20 protein-coding genes are annotated in these 22102 nt (G+C 72.7%); 12 read left to right on the forward strand and 8 right to left on the reverse strand.

The genetic code is table 11. The features are described 5' to 3' along the window. Nucleotides 1-21: 21 nt before the first annotated feature. Nucleotides 22-1194, forward strand: a complete 1173-nt coding sequence (locus OG218_RS22480; protein ID WP_328295446.1) for a glycoside hydrolase family 1 protein — start codon at nt 22-24, stop codon at nt 1192-1194. A gap of 66 nt (nt 1195-1260) precedes the next feature. On the opposite strand, the gene OG218_RS22485 is transcribed toward OG218_RS22480, so the two are convergent. From OG218_RS22485 to OG218_RS22495, 3 genes are read right to left on the reverse strand one after another with little or no spacing between them, the layout of a single operon-like run. Next, nucleotides 1261-3423: a heavy metal translocating P-type ATPase gene (locus tag OG218_RS22485; RefSeq protein ID WP_442906543.1), complete on the reverse strand. Its 2163-nt coding sequence runs from the start codon at nt 3421-3423 to the stop codon at nt 1261-1263. Between the two features lie 37 nt (nt 3424-3460). Then, on the reverse strand, nt 3461-3697 hold the full coding sequence (locus tag OG218_RS22490) for a heavy-metal-associated domain-containing protein (RefSeq protein ID WP_328295448.1): 237 nt from the start codon (nt 3695-3697) through the stop codon (nt 3461-3463). Beyond that, nucleotides 3694-3984, reverse strand: coding sequence for a metal-sensitive transcriptional regulator (locus OG218_RS22495; RefSeq protein WP_328295449.1), 291 nt, complete (start codon nt 3982-3984; stop codon nt 3694-3696). Before OG218_RS22495 ends, OG218_RS22490 begins: the two co-directional genes overlap by 4 nt. A gap of 89 nt (nt 3985-4073) precedes the next feature. On the opposite strand from OG218_RS22495, the gene hemW reads away from it, so the two are divergent. From hemW to OG218_RS22510, 3 genes are read left to right on the forward strand one after another with little or no spacing between them, the layout of a single operon-like run. Then, entirely contained in the window at nt 4074-5279 is a 1206-nt protein-coding gene (gene hemW, locus OG218_RS22500; RefSeq protein ID WP_328295450.1) for a radical SAM family heme chaperone HemW, read from the forward strand. A gap of 42 nt (nt 5280-5321) precedes the next feature. Continuing rightward, nucleotides 5322-5771 (forward strand): EVE domain-containing protein, encoded by a 450-nt coding sequence (locus OG218_RS22505; RefSeq protein WP_328295451.1) that lies wholly within the window; start codon nt 5322-5324, stop codon nt 5769-5771. A gap of 58 nt (nt 5772-5829) precedes the next feature. Further along, nucleotides 5830-6870, forward strand: a complete 1041-nt coding sequence (locus tag OG218_RS22510; protein WP_328295452.1) for an LLM class F420-dependent oxidoreductase — start codon at nt 5830-5832, stop codon at nt 6868-6870. A gap of 25 nt (nt 6871-6895) precedes the next feature. On the opposite strand, the gene OG218_RS22515 is transcribed toward OG218_RS22510, so the two are convergent. Together OG218_RS22515 and OG218_RS22520 are read right to left on the reverse strand one after the other, a co-directional pair. Next, nucleotides 6896-7318 carry a DUF4870 domain-containing protein gene (locus OG218_RS22515; RefSeq protein ID WP_328295453.1) on the reverse strand — a complete coding sequence of 141 codons (423 nt, stop codon included), beginning with the start codon at nt 7316-7318 and terminating at the stop codon, nt 6896-6898. A 21-nt stretch (nt 7319-7339) separates the two neighbouring features. Then, a complete protein-coding gene (locus OG218_RS22520; protein ID WP_328295454.1) occupies nt 7340-8206 on the reverse strand; it encodes a DUF3097 domain-containing protein in 867 nt (288 codons plus the stop codon). Between the two features lie 111 nt (nt 8207-8317). On the opposite strand from OG218_RS22520, the gene hrcA reads away from it, so the two are divergent. Continuing rightward, nucleotides 8318-9370 carry a heat-inducible transcriptional repressor HrcA gene (gene hrcA, locus OG218_RS22525; RefSeq protein ID WP_328295455.1) on the forward strand — a complete coding sequence of 351 codons (1053 nt, stop codon included), beginning with the start codon at nt 8318-8320 and terminating at the stop codon, nt 9368-9370. Between the two features lie 43 nt (nt 9371-9413). Continuing rightward, complete coding sequence (dnaJ, locus tag OG218_RS22530; protein WP_328295456.1) at nt 9414-10535, forward strand: molecular chaperone DnaJ; 1122 nt, start codon at nt 9414-9416, stop codon at nt 10533-10535. A gap of 54 nt (nt 10536-10589) precedes the next feature. Here dnaJ and OG218_RS22535 read toward each other — a convergent pair whose 3' ends face one another. Then, nucleotides 10590-11741: a Gmad2 immunoglobulin-like domain-containing protein gene (locus OG218_RS22535; protein ID WP_328295457.1), complete on the reverse strand. Its 1152-nt coding sequence runs from the start codon at nt 11739-11741 to the stop codon at nt 10590-10592. Continuing rightward, on the reverse strand, nt 11738-12256 hold the full coding sequence (locus OG218_RS22540; protein WP_328295458.1) for a SigE family RNA polymerase sigma factor: 519 nt from the start codon (nt 12254-12256) through the stop codon (nt 11738-11740). The genes OG218_RS22535 and OG218_RS22540 overlap by 4 nt, the downstream gene beginning before the upstream one ends. Nucleotides 12257-12455: 199 nt before the next feature. Between OG218_RS22540 and OG218_RS22545 the strand changes: the two genes are divergently transcribed. From OG218_RS22545 to OG218_RS22560, 4 genes are read left to right on the forward strand one after another with little or no spacing between them, the layout of a single operon-like run. Continuing rightward, the gene (locus OG218_RS22545) at nt 12456-12821 is read left to right on the forward strand and encodes a histidine triad nucleotide-binding protein (RefSeq protein ID WP_328295459.1); all 366 of its coding nucleotides are present in this window, start codon (nt 12456-12458) and stop codon (nt 12819-12821) included. Between the two features lie 22 nt (nt 12822-12843). Continuing rightward, nucleotides 12844-14628, forward strand: coding sequence for an N-acetylglutaminylglutamine amidotransferase (locus OG218_RS22550; protein WP_328295460.1), 1785 nt, complete (start codon nt 12844-12846; stop codon nt 14626-14628). 14 nt (nt 14629-14642) lie between these two features. Further along, complete coding sequence (gene ngg / locus OG218_RS22555) at nt 14643-16448, forward strand: N-acetylglutaminylglutamine synthetase (RefSeq protein ID WP_328295461.1); 1806 nt, start codon at nt 14643-14645, stop codon at nt 16446-16448. A 12-nt stretch (nt 16449-16460) separates the two neighbouring features. Next, nucleotides 16461-16616, forward strand: a complete 156-nt coding sequence (locus OG218_RS22560; protein WP_328295462.1) for a zinc finger domain-containing protein — start codon at nt 16461-16463, stop codon at nt 16614-16616. 41 nt (nt 16617-16657) lie between these two features. Here OG218_RS22560 and OG218_RS22565 read toward each other — a convergent pair whose 3' ends face one another. Next, nucleotides 16658-17593, reverse strand: coding sequence for a hypothetical protein (locus OG218_RS22565; RefSeq protein WP_328295463.1), 936 nt, complete (start codon nt 17591-17593; stop codon nt 16658-16660). Nucleotides 17594-17727: 134 nt separating this feature from the next. Between OG218_RS22565 and OG218_RS22570 the strand changes: the two genes are divergently transcribed. Both OG218_RS22570 and OG218_RS22575 read left to right on the forward strand, forming a co-directional pair. After that, a complete protein-coding gene (locus tag OG218_RS22570) occupies nt 17728-20307 on the forward strand; it encodes a carboxylate--amine ligase/circularly permuted type 2 ATP-grasp protein (RefSeq protein WP_328295464.1) in 2580 nt (859 codons plus the stop codon). Beyond that, the gene (locus tag OG218_RS22575) at nt 20288-22072 is read left to right on the forward strand and encodes an N-acetylglutaminylglutamine amidotransferase (protein WP_328295465.1); all 1785 of its coding nucleotides are present in this window, start codon (nt 20288-20290) and stop codon (nt 22070-22072) included. The genes OG218_RS22570 and OG218_RS22575 overlap by 20 nt, the downstream gene beginning before the upstream one ends. The last annotated feature ends 30 nt before the right edge of the window (nt 22073-22102 follow it).

Below are 22102 nucleotides of genomic sequence, written 5' to 3' on the forward strand. Positions count from 1 at the left end.
GACACACCGGAAGGACGACCCATGCTCCGCTTCCCCGACGGCTTCCTCTGGGGTGCCGCCACCGCCGCCCACCAGATCGAGGGCGGCAACGTCGGCAGCAACTGGTGGGTGCACGAGCACGAAACCGGTACCTCGATCGTCGAGCCCTCTGGCGACGCCGCCGACAGCTACCACCGCTACCGCGAGGACATCCGGATCCTCGCCGACCTCGGGATGAACTCCTACCGGTTCAGCATCGAGTGGGCCCGCATCGAACCCGAACGGGGTTTCGTCTCCCGCGCGGCTCTCGACCACTACCGGCGGATGGTCGACACCTGCCGCGAGTTCGGCATCGAGCCGGTCGTGACCCTCATGCACTTCACGGTGCCGCGCTGGTTCGAGCGCGACGGGTTCTGGCGCGCCGACGACGCCGTCGACCTGTTCGGCCGCTACGTGGAGGCGGCCCTGCCCGTCGTCCGCGACGTGGAGTGGGTCTGCACCATCAACGAACCCAACATCGCGGCGATGCTGGCCGGGGGAGAGGATGCCTCGAACCTCGTCGCGCACGGTCTGCCGAACCCGGACCTGCACGTCGCCGACCAGCTGCTGGCGTCGCACGAACGCGCCCGCGACGTGCTCTCGCAGCTGCCGGAGGTGAAGTCCGGCTGGACGATCGCCACCCAGGCGTTCAGGAGCACGGGCGAACCGGGCGCGGAGGAGATGGTCCACACCTACGGCCACCCGCGCGACGACTGGTACCTGGAGAACTCCCAGGGCAACGACTTCGTCGGCGTGCAGGCCTACACCCGCACCTTCGTCGGCCCGGACGGCCCGGTCCCCGTGGCCGACGACGTCGAGACGACGCTCACCGGCTGGGAGTTCTACCCGCAGGCCGCGGCCGACGGGTTGCGCTCGGCCTGGGAACTCACCGGTGGTGTCCCGCTGATGGTCACCGAGAACGGCATCGCGACCGCCGACGACTCCCGTCGGATCGCCTACACCCAGGGTGCGCTCGAGGGGGTCCACGCGTGCCTCGAGGACGGGATCGACGTCCGCGGGTACCTGCACTGGAGCCTGCTCGACAACTACGAGTGGGCCTCGGGGTTCCGTCCCACCTTCGGCCTGGTCGCCTGGGACCGCGAGACCTTCGAACGCCACCCCAAACCCTCTGCCCACTGGCTGGGTGAGGTTTCGAAGGCCAACGCCCTCCACTGACCAACTTCTGGGGAGCTTTCCACCCTTCTCGGCCCCCGGAAGGGTGGAAAGCTCCCCAGAAGTTGGTCAGCGGAAACGGCGCAGCCGCAGGGAGTTGGTGACGACGAACACCGACGAGAACGCCATCGCCGCGGACGCGACGACGGGGTTCAGCAGTCCGGCCGCCGCGACCGGCAGGGCCGCGACGTTGTAGGCGAAGGCCCAGAACAGGTTCCCGCGGATCGTGGACAGCGTGCGTCGGGCCAGCCGGACCGCGTCGACGGCGGCCTGCAGGTCGGCCCGCACCAGGGTGAGGTCGCTCGCCTCGATCGCCACGTCCGTGCCGCTGCCCATCGCGATGCCGAGGTCGGCGGTCGCGAGGGCCGCGGCGTCGTTGACGCCGTCCCCGACGACCGCGACGACGTGCCCCGCGGCCTGCAACCGGGCGACGTGGGCGACCTTGTCCTCGGGAGCGACACCGGCGGTGACGTCGTCGATGCCGACGGCCGTGGCGACGGCCCGCGCCGTCCGCTCGTTGTCGCCCGTGAGCAGCACCGGGTGCAGGCCCAGCGACCGCAGACCGGCGACGGCGTCGGCGCTGGTGTCGCGCACGGTGTCCGCGACCGACAGCACGCCGAGGGCCCGGCCGGCGGAGGCGACCAGGACGGCCGTGCGTCCGGCGGACTCGGCCTGCTCCAGGGCGCCGGCGAGTTCCGCGGGCACGGGAACCCCCACCCAGTCGGGACGACCAGCGCGGACGGGCGAACCGTCGACGACGCCGGCGATCCCGGCCCCCGCCGCGGCGACCACGTCCCGCACGGGGGAGAGCGCGACCCGCGCCCGGGCCCCGGCGGCCAGCGCCCGGCCCACGGGGTGCTCCGAGGCGTCCTCGAGCGAACCGGCCGCTCGCAGCAGGTCCTCGGGGGACACCCCGGCCGCGGGCACGACGTCGACGAGGGCCATCCGGCCGCTCGTCACGGTGCCGGTCTTGTCGAGCACGACGGTGTCGATGCGGCGGGTGGACTCCAGGACCTCCGGGCCCTTCACGAGGATCCCCAGCTGGGCGCCGCGCCCGGTGCCGACCAGCAGCGCGGTCGGGGTCGCGAGCCCGAGCGCGCACGGACAGGCGATGACGAGGACCGCCACGGCCGTCGTCAGGGCCGCACCGGGGGAGGCCCCGGCCAGCAGCCAGCCGATGAGGGTCGCCACCGCCCCGATGAGGACGACGGGCACGAAGATCCCCGACACCTGGTCCGCGAGTCGTTGCGCCGCAGCCTTTCCCGACTGGGCCGCCTCGACGAGGCGACCGATCCGGGCGAGCTGGGTGTCGGCCCCGACGCGCGTGGCCCGCACGACGAGGCGGCCGCCGGCGTTGACGGTGCCGCCGACGACGGCGTCACCCGCGCTGACCTCGACGGGGACGGTCTCACCCGTGACGATGCTGAGGTCGATGGCGGAGGATCCCTCGAGCACCGTGCCGTCGGTCGCGACCGTCTCACCCGGGCGGACGACGAACCGGTTCCCGACCCGCAGTTCCGCGATCGGGACGCGACGTTCCCCGGTGTCGTCGAGGAGCCCGACGTCCTTGGCCCCCAACGCCAGCAGGGCCCGCAGTGCGGCGCCGGAACTGCGCCGGGCCCGGGCCTCCAGGTAGCGCCCGACGAGCACGAACACGGTGACGACCGCGGCGACCTCGAGGTAGAGCTCGTCGCCGGTGGAGCCGAAGAGCGAGAACTCCATGTGCATCCCGGGCATCCCCGCGTCACCGAGGAACAGCGACACCAGCGACGTGGCGAACGCGGCGATCACGCCCAGGCTGACGAGGGTGTCCATGGTCGCCGCACCGTGGCGGGCGTTCACGAACGCGGCGCGGTGGAACGGCCACGCACCCCAGACCGCGACCGGGGCGGTCAGGGTGAGGGCCAGCCACTGCCAGTTGGTGAACTGCAGGGCGGGGACCATCGAGAGCAGCAGGACGGGCAGCCCCAGCGCGGCGGAGACCAGGACCCGGCGCCGCAGGACCTCCGTCGCCGGATCCCCTTGGGAGACCACGGGTTCGCGCTCAGGGAGGGGGGTGGGCACGGTGGCGGTGTAACCCGTCGCCTCGACGACCTCGATCGCCGCCTCGACGGCGGTGCCGACGGGCAGCAGGACGTGCGCCTTCTCCGTCGCGTAGTTGACGCTCGCCTCGACGCCCGGCATCCGGTTGAGCTTCTTCTCGACGCGGTTCGCGCAGGACGCGCACGTCATGCCGCCGATGAGCAGTTCGACCCGATCGCTCACCGGGTCACTCCGCCAGCTCGTACCCCGCCTCGTCCACGGCGGCGGTGACCGCGGCCCGGTCGAGGGGGGAGGTGCTCGTCACGTGCACGGTGGAGTTCCCGCCGGGCACGAGGGTGATGCGGACGTCGGTGACACCGGGCAGGGCCGAGACCTCCTCGGTCACCGCCCGCACGCAGTGCTCGCACGTCATGCCGGACACGTCGAACTCGTTCATCGTCGCCTCACTCCCGACGTCACTCATGACTTCACCAACCGCGCGATGGCTGCGCTGGCTTCCTTGATCTTGGCGTCCGCGACCGGACCACCCTCGGCGACCGCCTGCGCGACGCAGTGCCCGAGGTGGTCGTCGAGCAGCGACAGCGCGACGGCCTGCAGGGCCTTCGTCGCCGCCGAGACCTGCGTCAGGACGTCGATGCAGTAGACGTCCTCCTCGACCATGCGTTGCAGGCCACGGACCTGGCCCTCGATCCGGCGCAGGCGCTTCAGGACCTCGTCCTTCTCGCCGGCGTACCCGACTGCGTTCTCCATGACTCCTTGATACCCCCCTGGGGTTCCTCCTGCAACCCCTACCCCCTAGGGGTAAGACGAAGCGGCGGCGGCGGGGTGACACTGGGGGCGTGCCGAGCACCCTCCCCGACGGCGAGTCCGTCCCGACCGACGGGTCGCTGCCCCCCGACGCCCTGCGCGGCGCGGCGGACCGCACCTTCGGCGTCTACCTGCACGTCCCGTTCTGCTCGGTGCGCTGCGGCTACTGCGACTTCAACACCTACACCGCCACCGAGCTCGGCGGTGGTGGCTCGCAGGCCGCGTACGCCGCGACCGCCGCGCAGGAGGTCCACCTCGCCGCCCGCGTGCTCGGGGACGCCGTCCGGCCCGCCGAGACCGTCTTCTTCGGCGGCGGGACCCCGACGCTGCTCCCGGCCGCCGACCTCGAGCTGATGCTGGGCGCCGTCCGCGACGAACTCGGCATCGCGCCCGGCGCCGAGGTGACCACCGAGGCGAACCCGGACTCCGTCACCCCCGAGGGCCTGCAGCGCCTCGCCGCGGCGGGTTTCACCCGGGTGTCCTTCGGGATGCAGTCCGCCGTCCCGCACGTCCTCGCCGTGCTGGAACGGACCCACGACCCGGCCCGCGTGCCGCTCGCCGTGCGCTGGGCCCGGGAGGCGGGGCTGGAGGTCAGCCTCGACCTCATCTACGGCACGCCGGGGGAGTCGCTGGACGACCTGCGCGTCAGCCTCGACGCGGCGCTGTCCTGCGAACCCGACCACGTCTCGGCCTACGCCCTCATCGTCGAGCAGGGGACGAAGCTCGCCGGGCAGATGCGCCGCGGCGAGGTCCCGGAACCCTCCGACGACGACGAGGCCGACAAGTACGAGATCGTCGACGACACCCTCGCGGCCGCAGGCTTCTCCTGGTACGAGGTCAGCAACTGGGCGCGTGAGCCCCGCTTCGCCTGCCGGCACAACCTCGCCTACTGGCGCGGCGGCGACTGGTGGGGGATCGGCCCCGGAGCGCACAGCCACGTCGGGGGCGTGCGGTGGTGGAACGTCAAGCACCCCACGGCCTACGCCGGCCGCATCGGCGCCGGGGAGTCCCCGGCCCACGCCCGCGAGGTCCTGGCCGCCGAGGACCGCCGCGTCGAGGACGTGCTGCTGCGGTCCCGGCTGTCCGAGGGTTTCGACCCCGCCTGGTGGGGGGTGCGGACGGAGACCGCCCAGCTGCTCCTCGACGGCCTCCTCGAGCCGGCCCCCGGCGGCCGGGTCGCGCTGACCCGCCGCGGCCGGTTGCTGGCCGACGCGGTCGTGCGTCGGCTCCTGGCCTGAACCTGACAGGAGATGTCACCTTCTCCGGTGAGACTGCCCGGCATGGAGAAGCTCCCAGAACGCGCCTGGCTCGGCGTCGCCAGTGCCGCCCACGTGCGGATCGGTGTCCGCCAGGGTTTCGCGCAGGTCCAGCACGGCAAGCGTTCCGGGCTGGACCGGTTCCGGCGCGGTGACGGTTTCGTCTACTACTCCCCGACCGAGGAGATGGGCGGCAGGGTCCCGCTCCGGGCGTTCACCGCGCTCGGTGTCGTCGCGGACGACGAGACCTTCCAGGCGGAGCAGGTCATGGCGCCCGGGAGCTCCTTCCGGCCGTTCCGTCGTCTCGTCGACTACGAACCCGTGCAGCCGGTCGCGCTCGAGGAGGTCCGGGACCGGCTGGTGCTGACCGCGTCCGCGAACTGGGGGTACCGGTTGCGTCGTGGCCTCGTGCCCCTGGACCCGCAGGACTTCGCCCTGCTCGCCGGACTCGTGCTCGGCGCGGTACCTGCGTGACCCGACCGCGCCCTGACCGGGCCCTGCCGGTCCTGCACCGAGGTCTAGGGTCGGGCGGGTGGACCTCGGACTGAGCCTCGGCTACCTCACCGGTGAGATCGGCCCCGCCGCGGCGCAGGCGCTGTCGCTGGCGCGAGCGGCGGAGGAGGCCGGCTACGCCTCGGCCTGGGTCGCCGAGGCCTACGGCACCGACGCGGTCAGCGTCCTGGGCTGGCTGGCCGCGGGGACGTCGCGGATCGGGCTCGGCTCGGCCGTCCTGCAGATCCCGGCCCGCACCCCCGCGATGACCGCGATGAGCGCCTCGACCCTCGACGGGATCTCCGGGGGCCGGTTCCGCCTGGGGCTCGGCGTCTCGGGTCCGCAGGTGGCCGAGGGGTGGTACGGCCAGCCGTTCGCGAAACCCTTGGGGCGCACCCGCGAGTACGTCGACGTCGTGCGGCGGTTGCTCGCGCGTCAGACCTCCGAGTACGCCGGGGAACACCTCACGCTGCCGCTGCCCGGCGGCCCGGGGATCCCGCTGAAGCTCATGCAACCCCCGCCCCGCCCCGACCTCCCGATCCACCTCGCCGCCGTCGGCCCGCGCAACGTCGCCCTCGCCGGCGAGATCGCCGACGGGTGGTTGCCGCTGTTCCTCGTGCCGGAGGGTTCCTCCACGCAGTTCGACCAGTTGCGCTCCGGGTTCGCCCTGCGCCCCCGGCCCGCCGAGGGTTTCGAGGTCACGGCCAGCGTCGCGCTGCTGCTCACCGACGCGACGGGGGAGGAGCGGACCCGGGCCGAACTCCCCGTCCGTCGCTACGTCGCCCTGTACCTGGGGGGCATGGGGTCGCGCGAGAAGAACTTCTACGCCGACCTCGGTCGCCGCCTCGGCTTCTCCGACGCCGTCGACGAGGTCCAGGAGCACTTCCTGGCCGGACGGCACCGGGAGGCCGCCGCCGCCGTCCCCGCGGGGTTCCTGGACGCGACCTGCCTGGTGGGTTCCGCGCAGCACGTGCGGAACCGGCTGGCGGACTACGCCGCCGCCGGGGTGACCACCGTGTCGGTCATCCCCCTCGCCGGCGACCTCGAGGCCCGGACCGCGGACCTGCGCGCCATCGCCTGAACCCCGCCCGGCGCACCGGGAGGGGTCAGCGCACCAGGCGGAAGATCAGCGGGTAGCGGTAGACCCGGCCGCTGTTCGCCGCGACGGCCGCGAGGATCGCGAACACCAGGAACACGATCCCCGGTACCCCGAGCAGGACGAAGATCGGCGAGCCGAACCCCAGGGTCACCGCGGTGATGAGCCCGCAGACGATCGACAGGACGATCTCGTAGACGATCACCGAGATCGTCATGTTCAGCGCCTCGGCGCTGTGCCCGCGGACGAACCCGTTGCGGTCCTTGTAGACCAGGAAGACGATCAGCGGCCCGAGGAAGGGCAGTCCGATCAGGGACGCCGCGATCGCGGAGAGGTGGCCGAACATCCCCCACATCCGTTCGTCCGCGGGCGTCATCGGCGCGGGGGAGTACATCGGCGGTTGCTGGGGCGGCGGGTGCTGGGGGTTGCTCACCCTCCGATCCTGGCGCGTCGTTCAGCGGTCGTCCAGGTCGGCCGTCACGAAGTCCACCAGTTCCTCCACCCGCCCGAGCAGCGCGGGCTCCAGGTCGGCGAAGCTGCGGACGGTGCCGAGGATCCGCTTCCAGCCGTGCGCGACGTCGGCCTGGGTGGCGTGCGGCCAGCCGAGCTCGGCGAGGATCCCGTGCTTCCAGTCCTGCCCGCGCGGGATCGTCGGCCACCGCTGCCACCCCAGGCGTTCCGGGCGCACCGACTGCCAGACGTCGATGAAGGGGTGACCCAGCACCAGCACGTGCGGGCTCTTCGACACCTGCGCCACGATCCGGGACTCCTTCGACCCCGGCACCAGGTGGTCGACCAGGACCCCGATCCGCCGACCGCGCTGCGGGGCGAAGGAGCGGATCGCGGCGTCGAGGTCGTCGACCCCGTCGAGCATCTCGACGACGACCCCCTCGATCCGCAGGTCGTCGCCCCACACCTTCTCGACCAGCTCGGCGTCGTGCCGGCCCTCGACGAGGATCCGCGAGGCGCGCGCCGTCCGCGCGCCCACCCCGGCCACGGCCACCGAACCGCTGGCCGTGCGGGTGTCCCGCACGGGGGCCGCGGCCTTCGGGGCGACGAGGCGCACGGGCTGCCCCTCGACCCAGAACCCCGGGCCCAGCGGGAAGGTCCGGGTGCGCCCGCGACCGTCCTCGAGGACGACGACGTGGACACCACCGCTCTTCTCCACCCGGACGACGGCCCCGACCCAGCCGGTCTCCACGTCCTCCACGACCAGGCCGTGCACGGCGGGTTCGTCGCGGTGCGTGGGCTTCGGGTTCGTGCGGGCGTGCGGGTCGGAGGACAGCACGTCGCCGCCGTACCGGTCTTCGTAACGGGTCACGCGCGGAACGCTAACCAGACGCGTGTGGCTGACGGGGGAGGCGCGGCCGTGCGGTGACGGCCTAGACTTGGCACTCGAACGACACGAGTGCCAGTGGGGAGAGGGGACGGGATGAGCGACGACCGCAGGCTCGCGGTGCTCCGCGCCATCGTCGAGGACTACGTGTCCAGCCACGAACCCGTCGGCTCCAAGATGCTCGTCGAGCGTCACCAGCTCGGCGTCTCCCCGGCCACCATCCGCAACGACATGGCCGTGCTGGAGGAGGAGGGGTACATCACCCAGCCCCACACCAGCGCCGGACGCATCCCCACGGACAAGGGCTACCGCCTCTTCGTCGACCGCCTCGCCAACGTGAAACCCATGACGCCGGCCGAGAAGCGGGCGATCCAGACCTTCCTCGAAGGGGCCGACGACGTCGACGACATCGTCGACCGCACCGTCCGGCTGCTGGCGCAGATCACCCGCCAGGCCGCCGTCGTGCAGTACCCCTCGCTCTCGCGCGCCGCCGTCCGCCACGTCGAGCTCGTCCCCGTCGGCGGGCGCAGCGCGCTGCTGGTGCTCATCACCGACTCCGGTCGCGTCGAGCAGCGCGTCCTCGACGTCCGCTCCGCCGCCGACCCGGAGTCCCTCGGCCTCCAGCTCGCCGCCCTGCGCACTCGCGTCAACGCCGGGGTCGTCGGCAAACGGCTGCGCGACGCCCGCGACGACCTCACCGACCTCGTCCAGCAGACCCCGCCCGGCGACCTCGCCGTCGCCGCGGAGGTCGCCGTCGCCCTGGGCGACTGCCTCACCGCGGGGCTGGAGGAACGCGTCGTCATCGCCGGGACCGCGAACCTCGTGAAGTCCGGCGCCGACCTCAGCACCTCCCTCGGCAGCGTCCTGGAGGCCCTCGAGGAGCACGTCGTCCTCCTGCGCCTCGTCCAGGAGCTGACCGAGGACGCCGACCGCGGCGGTCTCACCGTGCGGATCGGCGCCGAGAACCTGCACCTCGGTCTCGACGGCACCTCCGTCGTGACCAGCGGCTACGGCAGTGGTTACGGCACGGGCCCGGACACCGTCGTCGCCCGCCTCGGCGTGCTCGGGCCGACCCGCATGGACTACCCGACGACGATGGCAGCGGTGCGTGCGGTGTCACGCTACGTCTCACGCATCCTGTCCCAGTGAAGCTCGGCCCCGTGATGAAGACCGACAGGAGAACCACGACCTCGTGAGCGACTACTACGACGTCCTCGGCGTCTCCCGCGACGCCTCGGCGGAGGAGATCAAGCGCGCCTACCGCAAGCTCGCGCGCAAGCTCCACCCGGACGTGAACCCCGACGCGGGGGAGCAGTTCAAGGAGGTCTCGCAGGCCTACGAGACGCTCTCCAACCCCGACAAGCGCGCCTCCTACGACCGCGGCGGGTCCATGCCCGGCGGCGGCGGAGCCGGCTTCGGCCAGGGGTTCGGCTTCTCCGACATCATGGACGCGTTCTTCGGCCAGGGCGGCGGGGGCGGTCGGGCGGGAGCTCCCGCCAGCCGCACCCAACGCGGCCAGGACGCGCTCATCCGCGTCGACGTCGACCTCGCCGAGGCGGCGTTCGGCGGCGAACGCTCCATCCAGGTCGACACCGCCGTGCTGTGCACCACGTGCCAGGGCTCCTGCTGCCAGCCGGGGACCAGCCCCCAGACCTGCGACATCTGCCACGGCCAGGGCTCGGTGCAGCGCGTCGTCCGCTCGCTGCTCGGCCAGGTCATGACCAGCGCGCCCTGCCCCACCTGTCGCGGCTTCGGCACCGTGCTGCCCTCGCCGTGCCTGGAGTGCTCCGGTGAGGGCCGCATCCGCGCCCGCCGCCCGCTGACCATCCGCATCCCCGGTGGCGTCGACACGGGCACCCGCATCCAGCTCGCCTCGCAGGGCGAGGTCGGCACCGCCGGCGGTCCCCCCGGTGACCTCTACGTCGAGATCCACGAACGCCCGCACCCGGTCTTCACCCGCAACGGCGACGACCTCCTCTGCACCCTGCACGTGCCGATGACCGCGGCCGCGCTCGGCGCGAGCATCCCGCTGGAGACCCTCGACGGTGACGAGGAGGTCGAGGTCCGCCCCGGCACCCAGGGCGGCGAGGTCGTCACCCTCAGGCAGAAGGGCGCCGAGCACCTGCGGTCCCAGGGCCGCGGCGACCTGCTCGTCACCCTGGAGGTCACGACGCCCCGCGACCTCGACGACGAGCAGGAGGAGCTGATCCGCCGCCTGGCCGAACTGCGTGGCGAGGTCCGGCCGGCCGGCAAGCTCGGCCCCGCCCACCAGGGCGTCTTCTCCAAGCTGCGCGGCCGCTTCTCCGGTCGCTGACCCGCACCGTGATCTTGCTGGGAGACCCAGCAAGATCACGGAACGGGAGGAGGGTCAGGGGATGGTGACGGTCTTCGTGTCGCCGACGGGGCCCGAGCCCTCGCCGTCGGACTCGTCGGGGGCGAACACCGACAGGGTGTAGGTCCCCGCCGGCACCGCCGCCGTGAACGAGAACTCCGCGAAGGTGCCGTTCGCGCCGGCCTGCACGGAGTCCCGAGCGACCTCCGCGCCCGCGGCGTTCGTCAGCGTGTAGAGCAGCGTCCCCTCGAAACCTGTCCCGACCCCCTTCACCGTGACCGAACCGGCGCTCGGGGACACCGAGGTGATCCACGCCGGGGCCTGCACGTCGGCCTGCGGCGCCCGCGACAGCGACGCCGGGACGCTCGTCCCGAACACCGACTGCCCCGCCTTGCCGCCGACCCGCAGCTCGACCGGCTGGTCGTCACCCGCCGCCGCCGTGACCGTGTAGACGAGCTGCTGCAACGCCAGGGTCGCGTCACCGGTGGAGCCCGACGCCGCGGAGGCCGCCACGTCCACCACGAGCTTGCCGCCCGACTCGCTCACCGTCGCGGTCGCGTCCTTCGACCAGGGGCTCGAGTAGTCCGGGTCGGTGGGGGAGCCGGACAGCATGGCGCGCAACGCGTTCGTCGCGTCGTTCGCGCCCGACCCGGCCTTCACGTACTCGCGGTACAGCTTCGCCGGCTGCCCGCCCAGCCAGTACACCGGCACCGACGTCGCACCGGTGGGCAGCGTGCCCCCCGTCCCGCCCGCCGTGGAGGTCGCCGGGGCCGAGGTGAGCGACGTGGCCGCCGAGGTGCCCCCCGAGCCGGTGGGCTGCGAGGACATCGGGGTCGAGTCCGCCGCCGGCGTGCTCGACGAGGTGGAGGGGGTCGACGAGGACGGCGAGGTCGACGAGGACGCCGTGCTGGCCACCGTCGTCACGTTGTCGTCCCCGCGCTGGGTCAGCGCGAAGGCGCCGCCACCGACGACGACGACGGCCGCGACCCCCGCCGCCACCAGCCCGCCACGGGTGCGGGAACGACGACGGTTGGCTCGGCTGGTCATGTGGATCTCCTCGAGACGGTCGGTCGGCTGCACCCCGGCCGCACGGGCGGCGAGGGCGTCCTGCAGCTGCCTGGCGGTGGGGCTGAGTTCGTCGTGGCCGGCGGGATCCGGCAGCGGACCCAGCGGGGTCTCCTCGTTCACTGCTGCTCCTCGCTCGACATGGCCGTGCGCAACGCGGACAACCCGCGGTGCGCGTGGGTCTTGACCGCGCCCCGGCTGATGCCGAGCGCGGCCGCGATGTCCTCCTCGGACATCTCGCCCTGGTACCGCAGCACCAGGACCTCCCGTTGCCGGGTCGGCAACCCGTCCAGCGCGCCGAGCACCATCCGGTGCTCCGCGGCCCGCACGGCCTGCTCCTCCGGACCCGCCGGCTCCGGGTCCGGCAGGGGACGCTTGCGGTCGGTGACGACCCGGTGCCGCACGACGTCACGGGCCCCGTTCACGACGCTCGTGCGCAGGTAGGCGACCGCCGACCCCTTGTCCGCGAGCCGGTTCCAGCGCCCGTGCAACGTCACGAACGCCTCCGCGACGACCTCCTCGGCGCTCGCGGTCTCGCCCATCAGGGACGCCGCGAGCCCGACGAAGCGCCGCCAGTGCGCCGCGTAGAGCGCACTGACCGCCTCGTCGGCCGTCCACGAGCGCGGGTCGTCAACCACGACCACCCGCTCCTTCGTCACCATCACAGTGCACAGACGAGTCACGCAGGGTCACGGTTGACATCCAACCGGAGATCTTTTGCGGACTCGTCGGGGGCACGCCGCGTCCGCCGGGTGGGATCGTTGCCTCCCCGGTGACGTCTGGTGGGACCGGGGAGGCAACGATCCCCCACGGAGACGGCCCGGTAACGTGCGGGGCATGGCCGAGGTCTCCCGCGTGCAGCGCGCCCCCGACGACCTGTTCCTCAAGATCGTGGCGGGGGAGGTCCCGGCGACGATCGTCCACTCCGACGACCTCGTCGTCGCCTTCGAGGACGTTGCCCCGCAGGCTCCCGTCCACGTCCTGGTGATCCCGCGGGAGCGCTTCGAGAACGTCGCGGAGCTCGCCGCGGCGGCCCCGCAGACCCTCGCCCGCCTCGTGGCGGTGGCCCAGCAGATCGCCGACGAGCGCTGCGGCGGGGAGTACCGGCTGGTCTTCAACACGGGGACGGCGGTGGGGCAGTCGGTCTTCCACGTGCACGGCCACGTCCTCGGCGGCCGCGACTTCACCTGGCCCCCCGGCTGATCCGAGGGTTGGATGGACGGTCATGTGCGGTCTCTGCGGTGAAGTCAGGTTCGACGGGCGGGCGGCGGACGTCGCGGCCGTCCAGCGGATGTCGCAGGCCATGGCGGCCCGTGGCCCGGACGGTGAAGGCGTCTGGGCCCAGGGGCGGGTCGCCTTCGGGCACCGCCGGCTCTCGATCATCGACCTCTCTGCCTGCGGCGCCCAGCCGATGCAGGATCCCGACCTCGGTCTCGCCGCCGTCTTCAACGGCTGCATCTACAACTACCCGCAGCTGCGCGAGGAACTCATCGGGTACGGGTACCGCTTCACCTCGACCTCGGACACCGAGGTCATCGTCAAGGGGTACCACCGCTGGGGCGTCGACGTCGTCGACCACCTCGTCGGGATGTTCGCCGTCGTCGTCCACGAACGCGACTCCGGCCGGGTCGTCCTCCTGCGCGACCGGCTCGGCGTCAAACCGCTCTACCTGGCCGAGACCCCGGGGCGGCTGCGGTTCGCCTCCTCGTTGCCGGCGCTGCTCGCGGCCGGTGACGTGGACACCACGATCGACCCCGTCGCCCTGCACCACTACCTCTCCTGGCACGCCGTCGTCCCCGCGCCGCACACCGTCCTGCAGGGTGTGCGGAAGCTCCCGCCGGCCACCGTCCGGGTGATCGAGGCCGACGGTCGGAGTCGGGAGCACCGGTACTGGGCCCCCGACCACGTGCGACGCGAGGAGTACGCCTCCTTCTCCGAGCAGGACTGGGAGGACGCGGTCCTCGCGTCGTTGCGCACCGCGGTGGCGCGGCGGACCGTCGCCGACGTCCCCGTCGGCGTCCTGCTCTCCGGCGGTCTCGACTCCAGCCTCATCACCGCGCTGCTCGCCGAACAGGGCCAGACCGACCTCGCCACCTACTCCATCGGCTTCGAGTCCGTGGGCGGTCGCGACGGGGACGAGTTCGAGTACTCCGACGCGATCGCGCAGCGGTTCGCGACGAACCACCACCGCATCCGGGTGTCCGGCGCCGAACTCGTCGGGGCGCTCGGGCACGCGGTCGACGCCATGAGCGAACCCATGGTGAGCCACGACGTCGTCGCCTTCGACCTGCTCTCGCAGCAGGTCTCGCAGACCACCAAGGTCGTGCAGTCCGGTCAGGGGGCCGACGAGGTGTTCGGCGGCTACCACTGGTACCCACCGCTGTCCGGACTCACCCCGGCCCAGGGGGTCGACGCCTACGCGACGGCGTTCTTCGACCGCGACCACGCCGGGGTGGCGCGGGTCCTGAACCCGCAGTGGCTCACCTCCACCGACGTGTCGCGCGAGTTCCTGGAACAGCACTTCGCCCGGCCCGGGGCGGACACGGCCGTCGACGCCGCGCTGCGCCTGGACACCGAGGTCATGCTGGTCGACGACCCGGTGAAGCGCGTCGACAACACCACGATGGCGTGGGGCCTGGAGGCGCGCGTCCCTTTCCTCGACCACGAACTCGTCGAACTCGCCGCCGCGATCCCGCCGGAACTGCAACTCGCCGGCGGCGGCAAGGGGATCCTCAAGAAGGTCGGGTACCGGGTGATCCCGCGCGAGGTCATCGACCGGCCGAAGGGGTACTTCCCCGTCCCGGCGATCACCCACCTCGAGGGCGAGGTGCTCGGGCTGGTGAAGGACGCGCTCACCAGCCGGGCCGCCCGGGACCGGGCGCTGTTCCGCTCCGGCTACGTCGACGGGCTGCTCGGCGACCCGAACTCCGAACTCACCCCGCTGCGGGGGAACAAGCTCTGGCAGCTCGGTCTGCTCGAGATGTGGTTGCAGCAGCACGGTATCGCCTGATCGGGGGACGAGTGATGACCACGACGAGACGACGTTCCGCGGTGGCCGGGTTGCGGCACCGCTCGCTGGACGTGCCGGCCATCTCCAGCCGGAACTGGCAGCGGCCGCCCAGGTGGTTCACCGCCGCGATGGCCGCCGACGTCGTCCTGGACATGGGCTGGGGTCGGTTGGTGTTCGGGCAGACGTTCGTCGACCAGCGCGACGTGGTCGACGCCCTGCGCGCCGAGGAGAACGGTGAACGCGACATCGCGATGTACGTGCGGGACCCCCAGGTGCTGGTCGGTCTCGCGCCCCACGAACTGTTCCTGGACCCCTCGATCACGTTCCGGCTACCGCTGAACCGCTACCGCGCCCCGCGGGACCGGAACCCGGACGTGTTCGTCCGGATGGTCCGCGACCGCGCGGAACTCGAAGAGGTCAACCGGATCTACGCGACCTGCGGGATGGTGACCTCCGACGCGGACGTCATGTGGGCCAATCACCGGACCCGCACGTTCACCTACCTCGTGGCCGAGGACACCCGGACCCACGAGATCGTCGGGACCGTCACCGGGGTCGACCACGTCCTGGCGTTCGGTGATCCCGACGGGGGTACCAGCCTCTGGTGCCTGGCCGCCGATCCGCAGGCCGCGCCGCGCGGGGTGGGGGAGGCGCTGGTCCGGGTGCTGGCCGAGCGTTACGTGGCGCGGGGCCGGGCGGTGCTGGACCTCTCGGTCATCCACGACAACGAGGGGGCCATCGCCCTCTACCGCAGACTGGGTTTCCGGCCCGCCCCGCCGGTGGTGGTGAAGCGCAAGAACCCGATCAACCGGCCGCTGTTCTCGCCGCAGCCCGAGGGATTGTCGGGCCTGAACCCCTACGCGCGGATCATCGCCGACGAGGCGTTGCGTCGCGGGGTACGGGTCGAGGTGACCGACGGCCCGAGCGGGGAGATGCGGCTGACCTGCGCGGGCCGGTCGCTGCTGACCCGGGAATCCCTCTCCGAACTCACCAGCGCCGTCGCGATGTCGCGCTGCGACGACAAGCGGGTCACCCGTCGACTCCTCGCCGCCCGTGGGGTCCGGGTCCCCCGGGCCGTCGAACTCGGCGCGGACCCGTTGCAGGACGATGAGGGGCTGGCCGCCTGCGAGGAACTCGTCGTCGCCACCGGCCCGGTCGTGGTGAAACCCGCCCGGGGTGAGCAGGGCAAGGGCATCACCGTCGGTGTCGCGGGTGGCGAGGAACTGCGCCGTGCCGTCGCCGAGGCCGCGTCGCACTGCCCGGACGTCCTCGTGGAGGAACTCGTCCGCGGGCAGGACCTGCGCATCGTCGTCATCGACCACGCGGTCGTCGCTGCGGCGATCCGTCGGCCCGCTGCCGTCAGGGGCAACGGGACCGACGACATCCGCACGCTCGTGGCGAGGCAGGGTCGCCGTCGTGAGGCCGCCACCCACGGCGAGTCGAGCATCCCCCTGGACGAGACCACCGAGAACGTCGTGGCCGACGCCGGGTACGCGATGGACGACGTCCTGCCCCGAGGTGAGCGGTTGGAGGTGCGGCGCACCGCGAACCTGCACACCGGGGGGACCATCGACGACGTCACCGACGACCTGCACCCCGACCTGGTCGAGGCCGCGATGTCGGCGAGCCGGGCGATCGGGATCCCGGTGACGGGTATCGACCTCCTCGTTCCCGACGTCTCCGGGCCCGACCACGTCGTCATCGAGGCCAACGAACGTCCGGGGCTCGCCAACCACGCCCCGCGCCCGACGGCGCAGAGGTTCCTGGACCTGCTGTTCCCGGAAACCCGAGGGTTCACCGGATCCGCTCAGCGGTACTAGGGTCCGGCCGCGGTGCGCAGAGCGGTCGGGTCGGCCTCCAGCGCTCGGGCGCTCGACCTGCCCGACCCGACCGGCGAGCGCGAGACCTGTCGCCGGTGCGGGACGCCCGTCCGGAGCCGGACCCTGGCGGGCCGCACCGCCTGGGTCTGTCCCACCGACCAGTCCTGACCCATCCCCTACCCGTGATCTGGCCGGGAGTCCCCGCAGGATCAGGGATCGGCGGGGAGGCGGGCCTCGAGGTGAGTGAGTTCGCGCTGGGCGCGGGTGACGCGCTCGTCGGCGCCGTGGGCACCGCGTTCGGCCGAGCGCAGGGTGCCGGTGGCGGCCTCGAGCTGCTCGGTGACCGCGGCGAGCTTGGCCTGCAGGTCCTCCTGCCGACGGGCGAGGTCCTCGCTGCGACGCCGGGCCGAGCCGAGTTCCGCCGCGGCGGTGCCGGCGTCGTCGCGGGCCTCCGCCAGCTCCTCGCGGGCCGCGTCGACGGCCTCCTCGAGCTCGCGCCGCTCGCGTTCGCGACGTTCGGCCTCGGCCCGCTCGCGTTCCGCCTCCTGGGCCGCCCTCTCCTCCCGCCGCGCCTTCAGCTCGTCCTTCGGCACCGAGCGGCGGGCGTGGGTCTTCTTCGCCGCGGGGGCCGGGCGGACGGGGGAGTCCGCGGCGCTCGCCCCGTCGAGGTCGACCTCGCCGAAACCCGTCGCCTCCAGCGGGCGGACCAGCGTCCCGGAGCGGACGGCGTCCGCGGCCGCGGGGTCGCTCATGCCGGCGCGGAGGGTGGCGACGACCTTCTCGCCCACGTCGAGGCTGAGACGCACGCCGGCGGCGAGGGTGAGTCGCCCGGCCTGGACGCGCATCGCGTCCAGGACCTGGTGCTGCTGCACCCCGAGCTCACGCAGTTCCGGCCCGGCGAGCGAGGCCGTCGCCTCCCGCATCGCGGCCCCGAGCTCCAGCAGCTGCTCGACCTCGTCGCGGCGTTCGCGGACGAGCAGGTTCACGGCCCACGCGGGGACGGGGGGCTTCTTCAGGCCGGCGATCCGACCGGCCAGTTCGCGGTCCCCGTCGTCGCGGGCCTCACGGGCCCAGCGGTCCCGGGTCGCGGTGAACTCGCCGGGCGGCACCGCGTAGAGCTCGTCGAGCAGGGTGGGGAAGTCCACGGTGACATCGTGGCATGACTGCCCTCAGCGATCGACTGACTACTGAGTGTCACAAATGACGGTCTCCACGTAAAGGTCTTGTTTCGCGGCCCGTCTCCGGCGGCACGAACCGCGATGGGGTCTAGCTTGTGGGAATGGGCGCGGAGATGACTCTCGGGGCGGAAGAGGAACTCCACCTGATCGACCTGGAGAGCTGGCAACTGTCGGCGCGCGCTCCCCAGGTGCTGTCCCGGCTGGACAGCGCCTCCTACTCCGCCGAACTGCAACGCACCACGGTGGAGACCAACACCGACGTGGTGTCGACCCTGACGGAACTGCGCGAGGAACTCCTGCGGTTGCGCAAGGGGCTGGTCGAGGCCGCCAGTCGCGACGGGCTCGGGGTCGCCGCCGTCGGCACGGCACCTCGTTCGACGTTCACCGACTTCGAGCTCACCGCGACCGGACGCTACGGGCGCATGCAGGAGCAGTACCGACTCCTGGTGGACGAGCAGCTCATCTGCGGCACCCAGATCCACGTCGGGATCGCCGACCGGGACCTGGCCGTCGAGATCATGCAGCGGATCGCCCCGACCCTCCCCGTCCTGCTGGCCCTCTCGGCCAGCTCGCCGTTCTGGAACGGCCAGAACACCGGCTACGCGAGCATCCGCACCACGATCTGGCAACGCTGGCCCAGCGCCGGGACCACCGGTGCCCTGGAGTCGGCCGCGGAGTACGACGAACTCCTCGACGACCTCATCGCCTCGGGAGTCATCGCCGACCGCAAGATGGCCTACTTCGACGTCCGGCCCAGCTCGCACGCGCCCACCCTGGAACTCCGCGTCTGCGACGCCTGCCCGCTCGTCGACGACGCCGTGCTCATCGCCGGGTTGTTCCGCGCCAGCGTGCGCGCCGCCGAGCTGGACATCGAGGCCGGGCGCCCGCGGCCGCAGGCCCCGTCGCCGCTCTACCGGGCCGGGATCTGGCAGGCCGCCCGCGGTGGTCTCTCCGGCGACCTCCTCGACGGCAACGACCACCCGCGTCCGCTGCCGGCCCCGGAAGCCGTCCGCACGCTGCTGGGGCGGCTGCGTCCGCAGCTGGAGGAACTGGGCGACTGGGACGAGGTGGCGGAGCTCACCGAGGCGACGCTCGCCCGCGGGAACTCCGCCGACCGCCAGCGCGCGGCGTTCGTCGAACGGGGCGAACTGGACGACGTCGTGCGTCTCGTCGTGGAGGAGACGCACGGATCGGCCGCGGGGGAGGCCCCGGCGACGGCCGCCCTGCGGCGCTACCGCACCCGCGCCGGGGACGAGGCCGTGGGCGTCAGCGCCCAGCCGCGCCCCGCCTACCGCGAGGTCATCGAGCACGTCCGCACCCTGGGCCCGGCCGGTGTCGCCGCGGCCGAGGCCGAACGGGACGCCTGGGCGCGTGAGCGCCACCTCGCCTACGTGGTGAGCGGTCCGGAGGGCCTCGTGGAGAAGCCCTTCCACGTCGACCTCGTGCCGCGCGTGATCCTGCCCCACGAGTGGCAGCAGGTGCGGCGCGGTCTCGTGCAGCGGGCCCGGGCGATCGAGTGCTTCCTGCGCGACGTCTACGGCGCCCAGCGGATCCTGCACGACGGGGTCCTGACCCGCGACGCCGTCGTCGGTGCCCCGGGGTGGGAGTCGCAGGCGACGCGGTTGCCCGACGACGTGGTGCGCGCGCCCGTCATGGGTTTCGACCTCATCCGCAACGAGTACGGCGGCTGGCGGGTCCTGGAGGACAACGTCCGCAACCCCAGCGGCGTCGCCTACGGGATCGCGGCCCGGGCGCTGGTGGACGCGGTCGTGCCCGACATGCCGCGGCCACCGGCGATGCTGGACCCGGCCACCGCCTTCGAACGCCTGCGCTCGACGTTGCTGTCGCGCTCGCGTCCCGGGATGCGCCCGGTGCTGCTCTCGAGCGGCCCGGCCAGCGCCGCCTGGTTCGAGCACCGCAAGCTCGCCGACGGGGCCGGGTTGCTGCTGGTCGGCGCCGACGACCTCGACGTGCAGCGCGGCCGCGTCGTGCACCGGGGGACGGGGGACCTCGTCGGGGCCGTCTACCTCCGCCTCGACGGGGAACTGCTGGACCTCTGCGACCACGCCGGGCGCCGGATCGGCCAGGAGGTCTTCGACGTCGCCGTCGCGGGCGGGGTCGTGCTGGCCAACGCGCCGGGCAACGGCATCGCCGACGACAAGGCGATGTACCGCTCGGTGCCGGAGTTCATCAACTACTACCTCGAGGAACGCCCGCTGCTGGAGTCGGTGCCCACCTACCGCCTCAGCGACGAGGTCGAACGTCGGGCCGTGCTGGAACGCGTGGGGGAACTCGTGACGAAACCCGTCGACGGCTACGGCGGGGAGGGCGTGCTGATCGGGCCCTACGCGAGCGCGGCGGAGGTCGCGGCCCGACGCCAGGAGATCGCTGCGGAACCGCCGAACTGGGTCGCGCAGGAGGTCGTGCAGTTGTCCTCGGTGCCGAGCTGGAACGCGGAGAGCGCGACGCTGCAACCGCGACGCGTGGACCTGCGGGCGTTCGTCTACGTCACGGGGACGGGCGAGGAGGAGTGCCACCTCGCGGACGTGGCGCTCACCCGGGTCGCGCCCGAGGGCAGCCTCGTCGTGAACTCCTCGCGCGGCGGCGGCGCCAAGGACACCTGGATCCTGCGCGGCGACGACGACCAGGAGGGGGAGACCCGTGTGCGGACTCGCCGGTGAGGTCAGGTTCGACGGGGCGAGCGCCGACGTCGCGGCGCTGGCCCGGATGACCGGTTGCCTGGTGCACCGGGGACCGGACGGGGACGGGATCTGGGCCCGGGGTCCCGTCGCGCTGGGCCACCGACGGCTCTCCATCATCGACCTCTCGCCCGCGGGTGCGCAGCCGATGGTCGACAACGCCACGGCCATCACCGTGGTCTTCAACGGCTGCATCTACAACTACCGGGAACTGCGGGCCGAGCTGCAGGCCGCCGGGCACCGGTTCTTCTCCACCTCCGACACCGAGGTCGTCGAGAAGGCCTACGCGCAGTGGGGAACCCGTTTCGTCGAGCACCTGCTCGGGATGTTCGCGATCGCCCTGGTGGAACACGAGAGCGGCCGGTTGGTGCTGGCCCGCGACCGGCTCGGGATCAAACCCCTCTACGTCGACACCCGGGCCGACCGGGTCCGGTTCGCCTCCACCGTCCAGGCCCTGCTCGCCGGTGGCGGTGTCGACACCAGCATCGACCGCGAGGCGCTCGCCCAGTACCTGACCTTCCACTCCGTCGTCCCCGCCCCCCGCACGATCCTGGCGGGGGTGCGCAAGCTCCCGCCCGCGACCGTCCGCGTGGTCGAGCGCGACGGCAGGTCCACCGACACGACCTACTGGGAGCCGGAGTTCACCCGCTCGCAGGAGTTCGCCGGCTGGAGCGCACGGGACTGGGAACAGGGCCTGCTGGAGAAGCTGCGCGTCGCGGTGGAACGCCGGATGGTCGCCGACGTCCCCGTCGGGGTCCTCCTCTCGGGTGGTCTCGACTCCAGCCTCGTCGTGGCCCTGCTCGACGCGGCGGGTCAGCGCGACCTGGCGACGTTCAGCATCGGGTTCGACTCCGCCGGCGGGGAGTCGGGCGACGAGTACGAGTACTCCTCGCTGGTCGCGAAGGAGTTCGGGACCGACCACCACCGCATCCACGTCGACTCCTCCCGGCTGCTGCCGGGGATCGACGCGGCCGTGGACGCCATGAGCGAACCCATGGTCAGCCACGACTGCGTGGCCTTCCTGCTGCTGTCGCAGGAGGTCTCGAAGTCGGTCAAGGTCGTCCAGTCCGGCCAGGGCGCCGACGAGGTGCTCGGCGGGTACAGCTGGTACCCACCCCTGGCGGGGGTTCCCCGGGCCGACGCCGTCGAGGCCTACGCACAGGTGTTCTTCGACCGTCGCTACGCCGGCCTCGCCGACGTGCTGGCCCCGGAGTGGCTGCCGGGCTCGGACACCCCGGGGAACTTCATCACCGAGGCGTTCGGCCGTCCGGGCGCGGAGACCTCGCTCGACGCGGCGCTGCGCAACGACACGACCGTCATGCTCGTCGACGACCCGGTGAAGCGCGTCGACAACATGACGATGGCGCACGGCCTCGAGGCGCGCGTCCCGTTCCTGGACCACGAACTCGTCGAGTTCGCCGGCCGGATCCCCCCGGAACTGAAACTCGCCGACGGCGGGAAGGGGGTCCTCAAGCGGGCCGCGCGCGGGTTGGTCCCCGACGCCGTCATCGACCGCACGAAGGGGTACTTCCCGGTCCCGGCGATCCGTCAGCTCGAGGGCCCCTACCTCCAGCGGGTCCGCGACGCCCTCACCGACCCCGCGGCGAAGCGGCGCGGGTTGTTCCGGCCCGAGGTCGTCGACCGGTTGCTCGCCGACCCCAACGTCGACCGCACCCCGCTGGGGTCCAACGTGCTGTGGCAGCTGGCGTTGCTGGAGATGTGGTTGCAGCACCACGACGTGGGGTGAGCGGATCGGCTCGGGGTCCCGGTGCGCCTC

This window comes from Kineococcus sp. NBC_00420, from assembly GCF_036021035.1.
In the GTDB taxonomy this organism is placed as follows: domain Bacteria; phylum Actinomycetota; class Actinomycetes; order Actinomycetales; family Kineococcaceae; genus Kineococcus.